This is a genomic window from Bradyrhizobium sp. USDA 4501, from assembly GCF_054062115.1.
The window spans coordinates 8,310,115-8,325,782 of the sequence record NZ_JBSSEX010000001.1 but is presented as its reverse complement, the minus strand read 5'-3'; the positions used below and the strand labels follow the sequence as shown (position 1 = coordinate 8,325,782).

16 protein-coding genes and 1 tRNA gene are annotated in these 15,668 nt (G+C 63.7%); 9 read left to right on the top strand and 8 right to left on the bottom strand.

Going from position 1 to position 15,668, the window contains the following annotated elements; genetic code table 11:
• Positions 1-282: 282 nt before the first annotated feature.
• Positions 283-915 carry a LabA-like NYN domain-containing protein gene (locus tag ACVWZM_RS38730; RefSeq protein WP_016844002.1) on the top strand — a complete coding sequence of 211 codons (633 nt, stop codon included), beginning with the start codon at positions 283-285 and terminating at the stop codon, positions 913-915.
• Positions 896-1,555, top strand: a complete 660-nt coding sequence (locus ACVWZM_RS38725) for a uracil-DNA glycosylase (protein ID WP_076834401.1) — start codon at positions 896-898, stop codon at positions 1,553-1,555. Before ACVWZM_RS38730 ends, ACVWZM_RS38725 begins: the two co-directional genes overlap by 20 nt.
• A gap of 220 nt (positions 1,556-1,775) precedes the next feature.
• Here ACVWZM_RS38725 and ACVWZM_RS38720 read toward each other — a convergent pair whose 3' ends face one another.
• The 4 genes from ACVWZM_RS38720 to dapA form a co-directional block, all read right to left on the bottom strand.
• Entirely contained in the window at positions 1,776-2,357 is a 582-nt protein-coding gene (locus ACVWZM_RS38720; protein WP_076834413.1) for a peroxiredoxin, read from the bottom strand.
• 113 nt (positions 2,358-2,470) lie between these two features.
• Positions 2,471-2,944 (bottom strand): SsrA-binding protein SmpB, encoded by a 474-nt coding sequence (gene smpB / locus ACVWZM_RS38715; RefSeq protein WP_076834415.1) that lies wholly within the window; start codon positions 2,942-2,944, stop codon positions 2,471-2,473.
• 1 nt (position 2,945) lies between these two features.
• Positions 2,946-3,362, bottom strand: a complete 417-nt coding sequence (mscL, locus tag ACVWZM_RS38710) for a large conductance mechanosensitive channel protein MscL (protein ID WP_057020874.1) — start codon at positions 3,360-3,362, stop codon at positions 2,946-2,948.
• Between the two features lie 59 nt (positions 3,363-3,421).
• Positions 3,422-4,312: a 4-hydroxy-tetrahydrodipicolinate synthase gene (dapA, locus tag ACVWZM_RS38705; RefSeq protein WP_456855929.1), complete on the bottom strand. Its 891-nt coding sequence runs from the start codon at positions 4,310-4,312 to the stop codon at positions 3,422-3,424.
• A 331-nt stretch (positions 4,313-4,643) separates the two neighbouring features.
• Between dapA and ACVWZM_RS38700 the strand changes: the two genes are divergently transcribed.
• Together ACVWZM_RS38700 and ACVWZM_RS38695 are read left to right on the top strand one after the other, a co-directional pair.
• A complete protein-coding gene (locus ACVWZM_RS38700; protein WP_375166565.1) occupies positions 4,644-7,130 on the top strand; it encodes a transglycosylase SLT domain-containing protein in 2,487 nt (828 codons plus the stop codon).
• 239 nt (positions 7,131-7,369) lie between these two features.
• Positions 7,370-7,463 (top strand) — tRNA-Ser (locus tag ACVWZM_RS38695).
• A gap of 240 nt (positions 7,464-7,703) precedes the next feature.
• Here the strand turns inward: ACVWZM_RS38695 and ACVWZM_RS38690 are convergent.
• Together ACVWZM_RS38690 and ACVWZM_RS38685 are read right to left on the bottom strand one after the other, a co-directional pair.
• Positions 7,704-8,012: a hypothetical protein gene (locus ACVWZM_RS38690; protein WP_210262909.1), complete on the bottom strand. Its 309-nt coding sequence runs from the start codon at positions 8,010-8,012 to the stop codon at positions 7,704-7,706.
• Positions 8,013-8,251: 239 nt separating this feature from the next.
• Positions 8,252-8,512 carry a hypothetical protein gene (locus ACVWZM_RS38685; protein ID WP_141341846.1) on the bottom strand — a complete coding sequence of 87 codons (261 nt, stop codon included), beginning with the start codon at positions 8,510-8,512 and terminating at the stop codon, positions 8,252-8,254.
• 857 nt (positions 8,513-9,369) lie between these two features.
• Between ACVWZM_RS38685 and ACVWZM_RS38680 the strand changes: the two genes are divergently transcribed.
• Both ACVWZM_RS38680 and ACVWZM_RS38675 read left to right on the top strand, forming a co-directional pair.
• Entirely contained in the window at positions 9,370-9,936 is a 567-nt protein-coding gene (locus ACVWZM_RS38680) for a hypothetical protein (protein ID WP_456835067.1), read from the top strand.
• 163 nt (positions 9,937-10,099) lie between these two features.
• A complete protein-coding gene (locus ACVWZM_RS38675; protein WP_057020761.1) occupies positions 10,100-10,381 on the top strand; it encodes a hypothetical protein in 282 nt (93 codons plus the stop codon).
• Between the two features lie 423 nt (positions 10,382-10,804).
• Here ACVWZM_RS38675 and ACVWZM_RS38670 read toward each other — a convergent pair whose 3' ends face one another.
• Entirely contained in the window at positions 10,805-11,713 is a 909-nt protein-coding gene (locus ACVWZM_RS38670) for a DMT family transporter (protein ID WP_057020762.1), read from the bottom strand.
• 96 nt (positions 11,714-11,809) lie between these two features.
• Here ACVWZM_RS38670 and ACVWZM_RS38665 point away from each other — a divergent pair, with 96 nt between their 5' ends.
• Complete coding sequence (locus ACVWZM_RS38665; protein ID WP_456814449.1) at positions 11,810-12,598, top strand: AraC family transcriptional regulator; 789 nt, start codon at positions 11,810-11,812, stop codon at positions 12,596-12,598.
• Between the two features lie 215 nt (positions 12,599-12,813).
• On the opposite strand, the gene gcvA is transcribed toward ACVWZM_RS38665, so the two are convergent.
• Positions 12,814-13,713 (bottom strand): transcriptional regulator GcvA, encoded by a 900-nt coding sequence (gcvA, locus tag ACVWZM_RS38660; RefSeq protein ID WP_057020764.1) that lies wholly within the window; start codon positions 13,711-13,713, stop codon positions 12,814-12,816.
• A gap of 187 nt (positions 13,714-13,900) precedes the next feature.
• Between gcvA and ACVWZM_RS38655 the strand changes: the two genes are divergently transcribed.
• Positions 13,901-14,407 (top strand): PaaI family thioesterase, encoded by a 507-nt coding sequence (locus ACVWZM_RS38655; RefSeq protein WP_456855927.1) that lies wholly within the window; start codon positions 13,901-13,903, stop codon positions 14,405-14,407.
• A complete protein-coding gene (locus tag ACVWZM_RS38650; RefSeq protein WP_310885881.1) occupies positions 14,404-15,666 on the top strand; it encodes an MFS transporter in 1,263 nt (420 codons plus the stop codon). Before ACVWZM_RS38655 ends, ACVWZM_RS38650 begins: the two co-directional genes overlap by 4 nt.
• Positions 15,667-15,668: the final 2 nt, after the last annotated feature.

Sequence of the window (15,668 nt, the reverse complement as noted above, 5' to 3'; positions counted from 1 at the left end):
GTAAAATTTGTGATTTGCCTTCCGAACAGGCTCTGATAACCCGGTCTGACGGGGGCCAGAAGGGCCGGAGCGTCTGACGACATGGCCAGGTTGCTGTCCCAGGCGAGTAAATCTCTTCATTGCAATGTCAAGGATCTAGGCTTTTTGCCCTCGCCTCACCATAATTGCGGTGGTGACTGTCGTGGGGAAAGATTCACAGAACTTTAGGCAGCAACGCCGGAAATTGCGCGCGGTTGATCACCGCCGCGCTAAGAACACTAACAACCACGCGAGAACACTTTGATGTCGTCACCTGTTTCCAACAAGATCGCGCTCTTCATCGACGGAGCGAATCTTTACGCCACCGCAAAGACGCTGGGCTTCGACATCGACTACAAGCGCCTCCTCAAGGAGTTCCAGAGTCGCGGCACCCTGCTCCGTGCGTTCTACTACACGGCGATCATCGAGGATCAGGAGTATTCGTCGATCCGCCCGTTGATCGACTGGCTCGATTACAACGGCTACACCGTCGTCACCAAGGCGACCAAGGAATTCATCGACGCCAGCGGCCGCCGCAAGGTGAAGGGCAACATGGACATCGAGCTCGCCGTCGATGCCATGGAACTCGCCGAGCACATCGACCAGATGATTCTGTTTTCCGGCGATGGCGACTTCCGTTCGCTGGTGGAAGCAGTGCAGCGCCGCGGCGTTCGCGTCACGGTCATCTCCACCATCGCCAGCCAGCCGCCGATGATCGCTGACGAGCTGCGCCGCCAGGCCGACGTCTTCACCGACCTCGTCGAGTTGCAATCCAAGCTTGGCCGTGATCCGTCCGAACGCCCGGCCCCGCGCGAACCGCGCCACCACTCCCCGCAATTCCTGCAGCGCGCGACCACCATGGCCCCACGGGGAGCCGATGACGATTTCGACGAGTAATCTCGTCGCTGCTGCTACGCGCCCCGACAGCAACTGTCAGCTTTGTGTCAGGCTGGCCGACTTCCGCGCGCAGGCGCGCGCACTGCATCCGGACTGGTTCAACTCGCCGGTGGAATCGTTCGGCGATCCGAATGCGCGGTTGTTGATCGTGGGGCTCGCGCCGGGCCTGCAGGGCGCCAACCGCACCGGCCGTCCCTTCACCGGCGACTACGCCGGTGATCTGCTCTACGCGACCTTGCTCGAATATGGTTTTGCCAGCGGCGTCTATCAGGCGCGGCCGGACGACGGCCTGAAGCTGGTCGACGCCCGGATCAGCAATGCGGTGCGCTGCGTGCCGCCGCAGAACAAGCCGCTGCCGGCCGAGATCAACACCTGCCGGCAATTCCTCCGCGCCACCATCGCCGCGATGCCGAAGCTGCGCGCGATCGTGCTGCTCGGGCGAATCGCCCACGAATCGACTCTCAAGGCACTGGATGTTCGTTTGGCTGCCGCGCCCTTTGTGCACGGTGCCGTGCATAGTGCGGGCAAATTCAAGCTCTACGACAGCTACCACTGCTCGCGCTACAACACGAACACGGGCGTGTTGACGACCGATATGTTCCGCAAGGTCTTCGCGACCGTGCGCAAGGAGCTCGGCTAGCGCCCCTTCCGGTATCCGCTTTGCGAACCGCTATCCAAAGCATGCAAATGCTGGACGCTCGCGCGACTTCGGAATAATAGAAAATACCCCTGAATTGCCCGACGTGTCAAGTTGCCTGGGTGAACGCCGGCCGCCGCCGGCTACTTTGCATGGGGTTGTTTTCGATATTCTGGCAGCGCGACCTGCGACGGCCCCATAACTTCGTATTGCTCTAGTCTAGCTAGTCCGACCGCGGATTGGCCTTCAGCCATTCCAGCACATCTCCGGCGTTCCGGTCGGGCGGGAACACCGGATAGAACACATGCGTGATGCGCGCGTCGTCGATCACCAGCGCGAGCCGCTTGATCAGCGTCAGGCCCGCCACCGACATCGTCGGCAACTTCAACGTGTGCGTCAGTTCCAGCGCTTCGTCGGACAGCACCGGGAACGGCAGATGCAGGCGCGAGGCCATCTCGGTCTGGTAAGCGTTGCTTTGCGTCGACAGCCCGAACACCTGGGCGGCACCGGCCGCCTTCAGCTCGGCGAACAGATCACGGAATGCGCAGGTCTGCGGGGTGCAGCCGCGGGCGCCGGGGATCATATCCCAATCGTCGACCAGCCCGATCTTGCCGGGCTCGCCGGTTCGCGGATAGGCGAACACCACGGTGCGGCCCTTGAGCGCCGACAGCGCCACCGCGGTGTCGTCGGTGGCACGCAGCCTGACCGGCGGGATCGTCATGCCGGTCAGATGCCCCGCGCCGCCGTCATCCGTCGGCGCCGGAATCTTGCTCCAGTCGACGTCAGTAAGGCTCGATTGGCTCATGACCCAAATCTCCCTCGGTCGTCATTGCGAGCGAAGCGAAGCAATCCATAGAGACGCGCACTGGACAGATGGATTGCTTCGTCGCTTCGCTCCTCGCAATGACGACTTGAACGCTATCCCCGCGCCCGCATCAGGCGGCCCTTCTCGCGGCTCCAGTCGCGCTTCTTCTCGGTCTCGCGCTTGTCGTGCAGCTTCTTGCCCTTGGCGACCGCAAGCAGCAGTTTGGCACGGCCGCGCTCGTTGAAATACAGCTTCAGCGGAATGAGCGTCATGCCCTCGCGGTCGACCGCTCCGAGCAGCTTGTTGATCTGCTTGCGATGCAGCAGCAGCTTCCGCGGCCGCTTCGGCTCGTGGTTGAAGCGGTTGGCCTGCAGATATTCAGGAATATTGGCGTTGATCAGCCAGATCTCGCCGTTCTTGGAATCCGCATAGGATTCCGCGATCGTGCTCTTGCCGTTGCGGATTGATTTCACCTCGGTGCCGGTCAGCGAAATGCCGGCCTCGATCGTGTCCTCGATTGCGTAGTTGAAGCGGGCCTTTCGGTTTTCGGCAACAACCTTGATCGGGCGTTCGTTCTTCTCGGCCACTTTAGCTCTTCTTGAGGAGGTCGCGGATTTCCGTCAGTAGCACGACTTCGTCGGACGGCTTCGGCGGTTCGGCGGGCTTGGCCTCATCCTTGCGTTTGAACTGATTCATGAAGCGGACGACCATGAACAGCACGAAAGCGACGATCAGGAAATTGAGCGTCAGCGTCAGGAAGCTGCCCCAGGCCAGCACCGCGCCCTGCTTCTTGGCGTCGGCGAGGTTGGTCGCGTTCACGGCCTTGGAAAGCCCGGTGAAATAGTTGGAGAAGTCGAGTCCGCCCGTGATCGCGCCGATGATCGGCATGATGATGTCGCCGACCAGCGAGGTGACGATCGCGCCGAAGGCTGCACCGATGATGACGGCGACGGCGAGGTCGACGACATTGCCCTTCATGGCGAATTCGCGGAATTCCTTCAGCATGCCCATCCCCTTCTGCTCGACATTGCGCACGGCACTGTTCACGGCGGTCGCGGTCCGGCTCAGTTGATCAGGCCGGCATGGACCATGGCGCTGCGGACCGCCTGGCGGGTCGCTTCGGTGACCGGCACCATCGGCAGGCGCAGCTTCTCGTCGAGCTTGCCGAGCAGCGACATCGCGTATTTCACCGGCGCCGGATTGCTCTCGATGAACAGGTTGGTGTGCAGCGGCATCAGCTTGTCATGGATCTTCAGTGCCGTGGTGACGTCGCCCTTCTGCCAGGCGGTCTGGAACTCCGAGCACAGCCGCGGCGCGACGTTCGAGGTCACCGAGATGCAGCCGTGGCCGCCATGGGCCATGTAGCCGATGATGGTGGCGTCCTCGCCGGAGAGCTGGTTGAAATCCTCGCCCATCGCGGCGCGCTGCTGCGAGACCCGCACCATGCTCGCGGTGGCGTCCTTGACGCCGGCGATGTTCTTCAGCTCGAACAGCCGCTTCATGGTGTCGACCGACATGTCGATCACCGAGCGCGGCGGGATGTTGTAGATGATGATCGGAATGCCGATCGCATCGTTGATCGCCTTGAAGTGCTGATACATGCCTTCCTGCGTCGGCTTGTTGTAGTACGGCGTCACGACCAGCACCGCGGTGGCGCCGGCCTTCTCGGCGTGCTCGGCGAGTTCGATCGCCTCCTTGGTCGAATTCGAACCGGCGCCGGCGATCACGGGCACCCGGCCCTTGGCCTCCTCGATGCACCACTCGACCACCCGCTTATGCTCGTCGTGGCTCAGCGTCGGGCTCTCGCCGGTGGTGCCGACCGGCACCAGGCCGTGGGTGCCCTCGGCGATCTGCCAGTTCACAAGGCCGCGGAAGGCGGCTTCGTCCACCAAGCCGTTTTTGAAGGGCGTCACCAAGGCAGTGAATGATCCCCGGAATTTTGTCTTGGCTGCCATGGACTTCCTCCAAACGCTTCAGGCTAAAGGCTAGGTCGACGGACCTTCGTTGTTGGCGCGCTTCACGTCCGTGCGACCGGCACCCGGTTGTTGCGAAACGCCATGAAAGGCAATTCATATCGGGTCTGGCGGACAGGCGAAAGGGCCGTACCGTACCTATTCCCAGCGGTAATCTGCGGCGCGCGAAATCGTTTCCAGCCGCGATTTTGCCGTTGTGCTGGCGCAAACAGCCGCACCGGCAGGCTTCTTAGTATTTTGTGTACGTTTTCAATCAAATAAGAACCCATGGCCCAAACGACCAGATGATTCGGGGCCGCAGAGGACTTCTGTGATCCGTTCCGTTCGTGCAGGCACATTGCGGTCGACGGCGCTGGCGACGAGCCTGGCGCTCGTTGTCGGCCTTGCCGCCATCACGGCCGATGCCTGGGCCGCCGAGGATGCTCCAACCGCGAAGCCGGCTGCCCAAGACGCGGCTTCCAAGGGCGCCGCCTCCAAGACCACGCCGAAGTCCACGGCTCCGAAGGCGGCGGCTTCAAAGCCAGCGGCAATCAAACCCGGCGCCGCCAAGACTGACGCTGCCAAGACCAACGCTGAAAAGACTGACACTCACAAGACCGAGGCTCACAAGACAACGTCGTCCAAGTCCGGCGCGGTCAAGACAGACGGAGCCAAGGCCGCTCCCGCCAAGACCGAAGCTCACAAGGCAACGGCTCCGAAGCCCACGGAATCCAAGGGCACCACGTCCAAGACCAACACATCCAAGACCACCGCGGCCAAGCCCGCCGCTCCGGCTGCAACGGGAACTGTATCGAACAGGTCGGTGCCCGCGCCCGCACTGGTTCCGGCAACCCGCCAGCATGCCGCGCCGATCGCGCGCAAGCCGGTGCTGCCTGCGGCCGTGGCCGCGACATCCTCGACGTCGCAGTCGGACAAGGAAGCGCTTGCAAGCGTCGTCGAGCTGCTGCGCAAGCGCAAGCCGGCGGACGCCACCGAGGCCGAGGCCTCGATCTCAGATCCGGTCGCGCGCAAGCTTGCCGAATGGCTGATCCTGCGCAGCGAGGACAACGGCGCCTCGGTCGAGCGCTACCGCGCCTTCCTCGATGCCAATCCGAGCTGGCCGTCGCAGACCTTCCTGCGTCGTCGCATCGAGGCCTCGTTGTGGGACGACCGCCGCGACGACTCCGCGGTCTGGGCCTGGTTCCAGAATGAATCGCCGGTCTCGGCCAAGGGCCGGCTCGCGCTCGCCAAGGTGATGATCGGACGCGGCGACCGCGGCAATGCCGAGCGCCTGGTCCGCGAGGCCTGGCGCAACGACGGGATGAGCGAGGACACCGAAAACACCGCGCTCGAGCTGTTCGGCTCCTTCCTGACTGCCGGCGACCACAAGGCACGCATGGACACCATGCTGTACGGCACCGACAACGAGGCCGCCGGCATGCGCGAAGCCAAACGCCTTGGCTCCGGCTACGTGGCGCTCGCGAAGGCACGCATCGCCGCCACCCGCAAGGGTTCGAACCTGCGCGCGCTGCTGGAAGCCGTGCCGAGCGAACTCTCCGGCGACACCGGCTACTTGTTCGCCAGGATCCAGTTGCTCCGCCGCGAGGAGAAATTCTCCGAGGCCGCGCGGCTGATGCTGAGCGCACCGAAGGAAGCTTCCCGCCTGTACAATGTCGACGAATGGTGGATCGAGCGCCGGCTGCTGGCGCGCAAGATGATCGACACCAACGAGTTTCGTACCGCCTATCTGATCGCGCGCGACGCGGCGCTGCCGGCCCGCGACATCTACAAGACCGAGCAGGAATTCACCTCGGGCTGGATCGCGCTGCGCTTCCTCAACGATCCCGCCCTCGCCGCCCAGCATTTCGCGCGGATCGGCGTCGGCAGCGTTAATCCGACCGCGCTGGCGCGTGCCGGCTATTGGCAGGGCCGCGCCGCGGAAGCCGCCGGCCGCGGCCAGGAGGCGCGCGCCGCCTACGGACGCGCGGCCGAGCAGTCCACCAGCTATTACGGCCAGCTCGCGCGCGCCAAGCTCGGCCTGCCGCAGATCGAGCTGAACAGCGCGCCGCGCGGCCGCGGCGCCGAGCGGCTGGAGATCGTACGCGCGGTGGCGCTGCTCTACGAAATCGACGCGCGCGAGCTCGCGATCCCGATCTTCGGCGACATGGGCGACAATGGCGATCCGGAAGCCCTTGCCGGCCTCGGCGAGCTCACCGCGCGCCACGGCGATGCCCGCGGGATGCTGCTGATGGGCAAGGCCGCGCTCAACCGCGGACTGCCGTTCGACCATTACGCCTATCCGGTGAACGGCATCCCCTCGTTCCGCCAGGTCGGGCCGGAGGTCGAGCAAAGCGTCGTCTACGCGATCGCGCGCCAGGAGAGCGCGTTCAATCCTGCGGTGGTGTCACCGGCCCAGGCCTACGGCCTGATGCAGGTGACGCCGGACGCCGGACGTTACGTCTGCAAGCGCGCCGGCATCGGCTTCGACCTCAACCGGATGAAGACCGATCCGGTCTACAACGCGATGCTCGGCGCCGCCGAGCTCGGCGGCCTGCTCGAGGACTATCGCGGCTCCTACATCCTGACCTTCGCCGCCTACAATGCCGGCCGCGGCAGCGTGCGGAAGTGGATCGAGCGCTATGGCGATCCGCGCGATCCCAAGGTCGACGCGGTCGACTGGGTCGAGCTGATTCCGTTCTCGGAGACGCGGAACTACGTCCAGCGGATCATGGAAAACCTGCAGGTCTATCGCGCCCGGTTCGGCGGCGGCACCAAATTGCAGATCGAGGCCGATTTGCGACGCGGCGCCAGCGTGGAATGAGCCGGCGCAACCGGTTTTCAACAGGCTGGGCGACCGCAGCTTCCAGCCTCGACCAAAGATCCAGCTAATCTATTGTTATATCTTGCATTTTAAGCAACCGCGCGCTCCGATACGAGCCGATCGGCGCGGTTTATAAAGGCTTGGGGACGGCCGGCGGCCGAGCTGCCCTCAAATCACCTTGGCGCAATCTGAATCTGCCGCTTGCGGCTCAGCGCCCTCTCGGGCATATCGGCGCCATTGGAGACGTGGCCGAGTGGCTGAAGGCGGCGGTTTGCTAAACCGTTATAGGCTTGTAAAGGCCTATCGAGGGTTCGAATCCCTCCGTCTCCGCCAGCCAACTATTTGTCCAGCCCGGAGACATGGGTAACAGGTCGTGCCTAAGACATGGTGACAACCTCGTGCGAGAGCATGGTCAAATTCATCTCTCAGAATCGCGCCGATTTTCCGAAACTTGAGACGGCGATCAGTTCGACCGTTACTGCAAATATGACCAAGGCTGGATAAAGAAACGCCGCCGGGACAATGCCATTTCGAGCCCGGCGGCGTACTTTTGGCGTGCTGCACGGCGCTCCCTTAAAGTTCAATCTCGATTGCCATGTTCGCGCGCACAAGAGTGGTCAAGCCCGCTTTCAATCTCTTCGCTTGCCAGGTCTGGAAAGCTGGATCGGCGTTCAGCTTGTCAACCGCCGCGCCATAAGCCGAAAACGTCTCAAAATTTACTGAGAAAACGAAATTGCCGGCTTCACCGACGGCGACAGACCAGAACCTTGGTTTGCCACCATGCTTGCGCCAAAGCGCGGCACTCTCCTTTGCCAATTCGAGTATTCCTGCGAGGTCACCGCCTGGATTCGGCTTGACCACGTACTGCACGACTACTGCCATGCTACCCTCCATTGAAATTACAGGAGGAGCGCATGCGAGGCTGTTTTTCGGTCGTGGGGTTTGATCTAGGTCAAGCAATCCAGCGACGCGACATGGGTACTTAGCTGCCCCGGCGCGAACCGCGATGGCATAGTGCCTGCACTCTGGACCGTGCTGGGGATTTCAGTGTCCCAGTTCAGGAAGGAAACGCCGCCGGGCGTGTATTTTTGAGACCGGCGGCGTACTTTTTGGGGATTCGATCAGATCCAGTCGGTTGCCCAGCCGGGCAGACGATCCGGAAGCGGCCTATCGAGCAGGCCAGCGAACAACACGGCGAGCGCCGCACCTTTGATGGCGCCTTCGCCGTTGCTCCATCCGAAATGGGGGACCGCCGAGGCAATCGCCCACATCCAAAACGGTATTGGCGTGCGACCGCTGACTGTGACTTCGAAAGTATTTTCCAGTTCTCTTGTTCGCCCGGTATTGTCCATAAGCCGCAGAAAAAGCAGCCCTTTACTCACTCTTGAGCGGCGGTCCTAAGAGGGTCGTCCTGGAGGAATGCCGGCATCGGCCCCTGGCCTGGACCGGTTGTCACCTCCGCGTGAATGAAACATCATTCCCGGCTCCGCGAAGCGAGCACGCAACAAACCGCGCCCACCATCCCCGCATTGTTTATTTCACCTGAACATTTCCGGGGTAAAGCCATGCAGCAAGACAGTGGCATCCACTTCCAGGATACCGACCAGGTTCTGCGTAACGCCCAGCTTCGCCGATCCGCCGACTTGGGTCCCTGGTTACGGCAGCGCTTCTCATCCAAGGCAGGCAGGCTCGTGGTCGCAACTTCGCTGGCTTGCATGGTTGTTGTGCTGGCGATCGCTGCTGCCCCGCGGCCGGTCTCGAGCGCTGCGCTTGGCAGCGAGTGGCAATGTAGCAAGGCAGCGTTTGTCCTGACGACCTGCCGTCAAGCCGACCCCGCCCGTTCATAGCAAGCAGCCGCATTGGGGACGTACGGTAGCGACGTCAATTGGCTCTGGTGAAACCATTTGTCCGGCGACTCCGTAACTGGAGCGCCGGCCTATTTCTTCCATTTTGGCACTACGGGCCGGCTGGGGCCGTTCGGTCTTTCCCAGTCACGAACGGCCCCACTTTTAGGCCCATCCATGAACCGCGTCAGCTTTCCCTCGGCTTGATTATTTGGCATCAAATGATCAAGGCGCCCGCGCGAAGAATCCGTCGGCCGGTCGAGCTCGAGCTGAAGGCGAAGAAATAGATGGATGGCCCAAGTCGCGGTCTCAGGTCAGCGATCTGTTTCGCGCTGGTTCTCCTTCTGCCTGCTGCGCAGACGGCGCCGACGCTGCATTCGCGGGACGAGTGGCGTGTGGTTGACAAGGAATGCCGCGACGTCTTGCCTGCGCAGGCAAAGATACGGGCGTGTCTCAACCTGCTGAGCGATCGACGCCTCTCGACCGCTTATCTTGCGTCGATCACCGGCGAAATATCGAGCACCTTCCAAGGCTTGCGGGACTACGGCAACGCAATCAAGTACAAGAAGATCGAAATTGAACGTACCTCGGCGAGGCAACCTTCTTCGTCGGGTGACGCACTTCCTGCCAGTCTCGGTGCGATGTCTCTGCGTTACACGGAGCTCGGGACACTCCAGGCGCTCAATCGCCAAACCAATTTCGGCAGTCAGTCGGATGAAGCGCGCCGAGGCGCCACTGAGGAGCAAAGCAGCTACAACCTTGCGCTTCAGTACAACCCGATGAACTACAGGGCATATCGATACCGGGCTGAAATTCGCAGCCAATTCTGCGACAGCGCGTCCGCCGCTCAAGACATGGAAGCAGCGGTCAGGTTTGCCGAACAGGCAGGAGATCAGGACGCCGCGCGAGACTACAAGCGCATCACGCTGGGTGCTTGCGTTCCGGCGTGGCGGCGAGACTAGTCCGAGCCATCAGACTGTCGCCAGCCGGCGGCACACGCCGCGCCGCACCGCCCCGACAGTATTCTTACGGACCCCCAACTGGCAGGGAACTTGCGATGTATCCGTGAATAGTTCGGCGCCAGCTGTTCTCGGTGTGCCGAACTCAGACATTCGGAGCACGCAAATGAACATGCATCATCGTTTTGAGACAGCTGGCGGACGTGGCGGACGCGAGTCGACGGTCAGCAAGATGCTGTCCGATCTCGTCCTGGCCTGCCGGCAGATCGAAGCCGACATCGCGACCGAAGAAGCGCGCGTGGGAATTTATGACCGATCGGACGCGAGGTATCCGATTTTGGCAAGGTCGCTCAATGAGCGGCACGCCAATCTCAAGGGAACGATTGCCACGCTCGAAAAGCGCGTCGCCGAGAGATCTCAGCACAAGCTGGTGACCGACGCAGCATAGCTCGGTCTTTGACCAGCTCCTTGCACGCGGGCAGAGCGATCGATGCGATGAAGCATCAGTGCGGCGGCGACGACGTCAGCCGCTGCCGCGGGTGGATGGATCGAGGTTTCGGTTCTCGCCGGGCGGGATCGGGCCAAAGCCCGGATATACGTACCGGTCCGGAGACACGACCTGTTCACTTGGACGGATGATGAGGTGCTGTCGCACGCGACGATGATGCGCCGTTGCGGCGCCGGCAACCGAGCTCCACAGCATCGCAAGCGGCAACGCCAAGGCCAAGGAAATAGGCAAGCAAACACGCAAGACAACACGCATCGCGATCACTCCGTTTCACCGAACAGGTGATCGCCGAGCGTAGCGCTGTATTCTGCCCTGGCTTCTCACATGCGATCAAAACAGCGAGATCGGCGATCCGTCACTTCGTTATCGCGCACCGATCGCGGTCTTTAGCGGCCGCGGCAAGGCCTGCGCGCAGGCGACACCGAGCAGCGCGAGGCCGCCGCCGACGACGTGGAATGGCCTGACCGGCTCGCCGAGCATCACGATCGCGGCCACAGCGGTCAGCACCGGCAAGAGATTCATGAAGATCGCGCAGCGGTTCGGGCCGAGCTGCGCGACGCCGCGGATCCAGAGGAACGGCAGCACCACCGACGCGAGCGCACCGGCATACACGATCAGCGGCAAAGTCTCGGCGTTGACCTGACGCAGCGGCGCCGGCGTCGCGAGGAACGCGGGAAACATCACGGCCAGCGCGCACAGCGCCTGCATGTAGGTGGATTGCCATCCAGTGATCGGCAGATTCCAGCGTTTCAGCAGCACGCCGTACAGCGCATAGGCGATCGCGGCCAGCAGCATCAGCGCGTCGCCCGCATGCACGCCGTTCTGCAACAGCGACGACAAGTCGCCGCCGCTGACGAGGTAGACGAGGCCCGCAAATGACAGCGGTGCGCCCCAGATCATGCCAAGCGTCGGCGGTTCGCCGAGCAGCGCGGCACTGAGGGCGACCGTCAACAGCGGCGTCAGCGCGGTGAAGACAGCCATGTTGGTCGCGGTGGCGGTTTCGGCCGCCAGATACGACAGGCTCTGGAACAGGCACATCGCAAGGAAGCCGAGGATCGCGAGCGGACCGAGATGCGGCCAGATCGCACGGCGATTGCGCCAGGCGCCGCGCGCCACAAACGGAGACATCAAGAGCATCGCGACCAGCAGGCGATAGAAGGTGATCGCCTGCGGACCGATCGTGTGCGCCGAGAGGCGAGAGACGATGACGTTGCCCGCCCACAGCACGATGGCAACGAAGGGATAGAGAAGTGCGACTTTCTGCTTGAACATGACCCGGCAGCGCGTTGGTGAAGGACGCTCCAGCAACTACCTGTCGCGCTAACGTCCGTCTCACGCTAGAATGACCTCACCTAGTGAGATTGGGACATGCGAGATGAAGACGTGTTGGACGAGCTGACCACACGGCACCTCGACTATCACGCCACGGCGCGGCCGATGGCGGCGATGGAGATCGACTATCCGAGCGGCGCGTCGACCGGCCTGCACGCGCATCCGCGCGGCCAGCTGCTCTATGCGATCGAAGGCGTGATGGTCGTTCGCTGCGCTGAAGGCACCTGGGTGGTGCCGCCCAACCGTGCGGTGTGGCTGGTGGCCGATCTCGCGCACGAGGTCCGGATGTGCGGCGCGGTCAAGATCCGCACCGTGTTCGTGGACGCCGACGCGGCTCCCGATCTGCCGGGGGCCAGCTGCGTGTTCGCGGTCTCGCCGCTGCTGCGCGAATTGTTCGTCGCCGCGATGCGCGTCCCGCTGGACTATGCGCCCGCGACCTCCGATGAGCGCCTGATGCGCGTGCTGCTCGACCAGCTGCGCGAAGTCGATGTGCTGCCGCTGCACTTGCCGATGCCGCGCGACGAAAGGCTCGCGCGGATCTGCGCCGCGCTGGTGGCCCACCCGGACGATGGCTCCACGGCGGAGCAATGGGCGCGCCGGCTGAAGCTGACGTCGAAGACCATCCATCGTCTGTTCGCCAGGGAAACCGGCATGACGTTCGGCGAATGGCGTCAGCAGGCCCGCCTGCTGTTCGCGCTCGAACGCCTCGCGCGCGGCGCCCGCGTGATCGATGTCGCGCTCGATGCCGGCTATGCCAGCCAGAGCGCCTTCAGCGCGATGTTCCGCAAGCATTTTGGCGTGCCGCCCAACGCGTTCTATCGGTGAGCCGTCCACTGCCGCTGTGCTCCCTCTGCCCGTTCTTACGGGGAGAGGGTTGGGGTGAGGGGCTGCATCCGCAAAACAACTTCGAGTTAGACTCGCGGAGATTCCCCCTCACCCGGATCGCATTGCGCTTCGCTCCATGCGATCCGGCCTCTCCCCGCACACGGGGCGAGGTGAAGCAGAGTCCGTTGCTCGGCCTGGCATAATTTCGTCGCGCTTTAGTGCTCCGCCGCCGACTGAGCCTCCGGTCCCAGGATCCATTCCCTGAACGCCGCGATCTTCGGAAGCGACTGCCGGTTGTCGGGACAGACGAGATAGTAGGCGAACTCCTCCAGATGCGCGGTCTCGAGCAGCTGGACCAGTTCGCCGCTCGCGATCTCATTTGCGACCATCGCGGCCGGCAGCAGGCCCGCGCCCTGCCCCGTCAGCACGGCCTTCAGCAGAAGGCCGCTGTCATCGAACGAGGGTCCGCGCGGCGTGCGAACCTCCGCGATGCCGTTGGCCTGAAACCACAGGCTCCACCCCTTGCGATCGGCGTCATGCACCTGCGGCCAGCCCGCGAGTTCGCCCGGAGATGCCGGCCGGCCAAGTCGCTCAACCAGCGACGGCGATGCCACCGCCACCATCTCCACGGTGACGACGCGGTCGCTGCGCAGCCCCGGATAGCGGCCAAGGCCGTGGCGCACCGCGACGTCAACGCCGCTGCGCGAGAAATCGACCACTGTGTTGCTGGTGACGATCTGCAGATCGATCTCGGGATGCGCATCCTGGAACGAGGCCATGCGGGGCACCAGCCAGGCCGACGCAAAGAACGGCGTGACGCTCACCGTGAGCGTACCGACATCGACCGATGCCGCGACGCGGCGCGAGGCATCCGCGATCTGGCGAAACGCGTTGCGGATCGACGGCAGATAGTCGCGGCCGGCGTCGGTGAGATAGATGCCGCGCGGAACCCGCTCGAACAGCTTCACGCCGAGATCGGCTTCGAGCGTCTTGAGCATCTGACTGACCGCGCCCGGCGTCACGCATAGCTCCTCGGCCGCGAGCTTCACCGAGAGATGGCGAGCAGCGGATTCAAACGCCTTGAGCGCGTTCAGGGGTGGAAGCCGGCTTTCCATGATTTAGATTTTCTAATCTGAATTGCCCAGCAAATCTGGTTTGCCAACTCGGCGTCCCGGGCGCCTTATCAGCTTAATCCGATGCTGAAAGCCGCGTCAACGCAGAGAAAGTCGAAATCATGGAACTTAGATTTTCTAACCTTCTTTGCCGCTCCCGACGGCTCCGTTTTCTTGATGGAGCCAAGCCATGACCGAGGTCGCAAGCAAGCTCGGCCTCCGCGAGATCGCTGCCGGCGGCCAGACCGGCCCGCTCGTCGAGCGCATCAACGCGTCGCAAGCCGGCAGCCTGCCCGGCCTGCTGGACTTTCAGTGGCTCGAAGCCGGACGCGGCCACATCCGCCGCCGCTTCGAGATTGCCGCAAAACACTTCTCGCCGCACGGGCTGCTGCACGGCGCAAGCATCGTCGCATTGGCCGATACCGCATGCGGGTTCGGCTGCCTCGCGTCGTTGCCGGACGGCGCCATCGGCTTCGCCACCGGAGAGTTGAAGACCAACTTCATCGGCGCCGCGCGCGAAGGCGGCATGAGCTGCGAGGCGCGCCTCGTTCACGCCGGGCGCTCCACCCAGGTGTGGGACGCCGAGATCCGCAGCGAGGCGACAGGCAAGACCATCGCGCTGTTTCGCTGCACGCAGATGCTGCTCTACCCGCCGAGCAAGGCCGGTGGTCATGCGGCACAGGGAGAACGATCATGAGGAATGCCGTCATGCACGCCGATTATCAACGAGCCAGACCGTTCTACGGCTGGTACGTCGTCGCAGCAGCCTTCGTCGTGACGCTGATCGGCTTCGGCAGCGCCTACACATTCTCGTCCTTCGTCGAGTCCCTGCAGCGGGAGTTCGGCGCCTCGCGCGGCTCGGTATCGCTGGTGTTCTCCTTCGCTGGCTTCCTGTATTTCGGCCTGGGGATGATCTCCGGTCCGCTTGCCGATCGCTGGGGCGCACGCAGGCTCGCTGGCCTCGGAATGGCGCTGGTCGGTCTCGGCATGGTGCTGGCGGGACAGGCGCAGACCATCCTCCAGGTCTATGCCGCCTACAGCATCGGGATCGGCGCCGGTGTCGGTTGCGCCTACGTGCCGACCTTGGGCGCCGTGCAGCGCTGGTTCGTCAGCCGGCGCGGTTTTGCGTCGGGCCTCGCGGTCAGCGGGATCGGGGTCGGCACGCTGGTGATGCCGCCGCTCGCGACCTGGCTGATCACGAGCCTCGGCTGGCGCGATGCCTATGTCGTGCTGGGCGTTGTCGCCGCCGTCGCCGGGATCGGTGCATCGCTGCTGATCGCGGACGATCCGCGCCGGTACGGCACCGGACCGGACGGCGATCCGCTCGAGACGGTTTCGGGCGCGCCGCTCCGCCAGGGCGTCTCGATCCGCGGCGCGGTGCGGACCGCCCGCTTCGCCGGGCTCTATGCCGCCTGCCTGATCAGCGCGTTCGGGGTGTTCGTGCCGTTCGTGCACCTCGTGCCGCTTGCGGTCGATCATCAGGTGGCGCCGACGCTGGCCGTACTGTTGCTCGGGATGATCGGGGTCGGCAGCACGGCCGGACGGTTCTTCCTCGGCGGCATCGCCGACCGCGTCGGCCGCGATGCATTCCTGGTCGCGATGTATCTCGGCATGGCCGTCTCGCTGGCGATCTGGGCGATCGCCGGCACCTTCTGGTCGCTCACGGTCTTCGCGCTGCTGTTCGGCCTGTTCTATGGCGGCTGGGTCGCGATCCTGCCCGCTGTCGTCACCGACCATTTCGGCGGCCGCAATGTCGGCGGCATCATCGGCATCCTCTACACCAGCGTCGCGGTTGGCACGCTGCTGGGCCCGAGCGCCGCCGGCTTCGCCTACGATATCAGCCACAGCTACTTCATTCCGGTGGCGATCAGCGCGGCCGCCAACCTCGTCGCCGCCCTCATTGCAATGGCGACCATGCGAACGGCCTCGCCGATCGCCTCGGTTGAGCAGGCGTGAGG

What these genes read in the sequence shown, in the direction of transcription:
- ACVWZM_RS38675 (WP_057020761.1), top strand. Translation starts at nt 10,100, where the DNA reads ATGAACATGCATCATCGTTTTGAGACAGCTGGCGGACGTGGCGGACGC.
- gcvA (WP_057020764.1), bottom strand. Translation starts at nt 13,713, where the DNA reads ATGGAAAGCCGGCTTCCACCCCTGAACGCGCTCAAGGCGTTTGAATCC.
- ACVWZM_RS38690 (WP_210262909.1), bottom strand. Translation starts at nt 8,012, where the DNA reads ATGGCAGTAGTCGTGCAGTACGTGGTCAAGCCGAATCCAGGCGGTGAC.
- ACVWZM_RS38720 (WP_076834413.1), bottom strand. Translation starts at nt 2,357, where the DNA reads ATGAGCCAATCGAGCCTTACTGACGTCGACTGGAGCAAGATTCCGGCG.
- dapA (WP_456855929.1), bottom strand. Translation starts at nt 4,312, where the DNA reads ATGGCAGCCAAGACAAAATTCCGGGGATCATTCACTGCCTTGGTGACG.
- ACVWZM_RS38725 (WP_076834401.1), top strand. Translation starts at nt 896, where the DNA reads ATGACGATTTCGACGAGTAATCTCGTCGCTGCTGCTACGCGCCCCGAC.
- ACVWZM_RS38670 (WP_057020762.1), bottom strand. Translation starts at nt 11,713, where the DNA reads ATGTTCAAGCAGAAAGTCGCACTTCTCTATCCCTTCGTTGCCATCGTG.
- mscL (WP_057020874.1), bottom strand. Translation starts at nt 3,362, where the DNA reads ATGCTGAAGGAATTCCGCGAATTCGCCATGAAGGGCAATGTCGTCGAC.
- ACVWZM_RS38655 (WP_456855927.1), top strand. Translation starts at nt 13,901, where the DNA reads ATGACCGAGGTCGCAAGCAAGCTCGGCCTCCGCGAGATCGCTGCCGGC.
- ACVWZM_RS38665 (WP_456814449.1), top strand. Translation starts at nt 11,810, where the DNA reads ATGCGAGATGAAGACGTGTTGGACGAGCTGACCACACGGCACCTCGAC.
- ACVWZM_RS38730 (WP_016844002.1), top strand. Translation starts at nt 283, where the DNA reads ATGTCGTCACCTGTTTCCAACAAGATCGCGCTCTTCATCGACGGAGCG.
- ACVWZM_RS38650 (WP_310885881.1), top strand. Translation starts at nt 14,404, where the DNA reads ATGAGGAATGCCGTCATGCACGCCGATTATCAACGAGCCAGACCGTTC.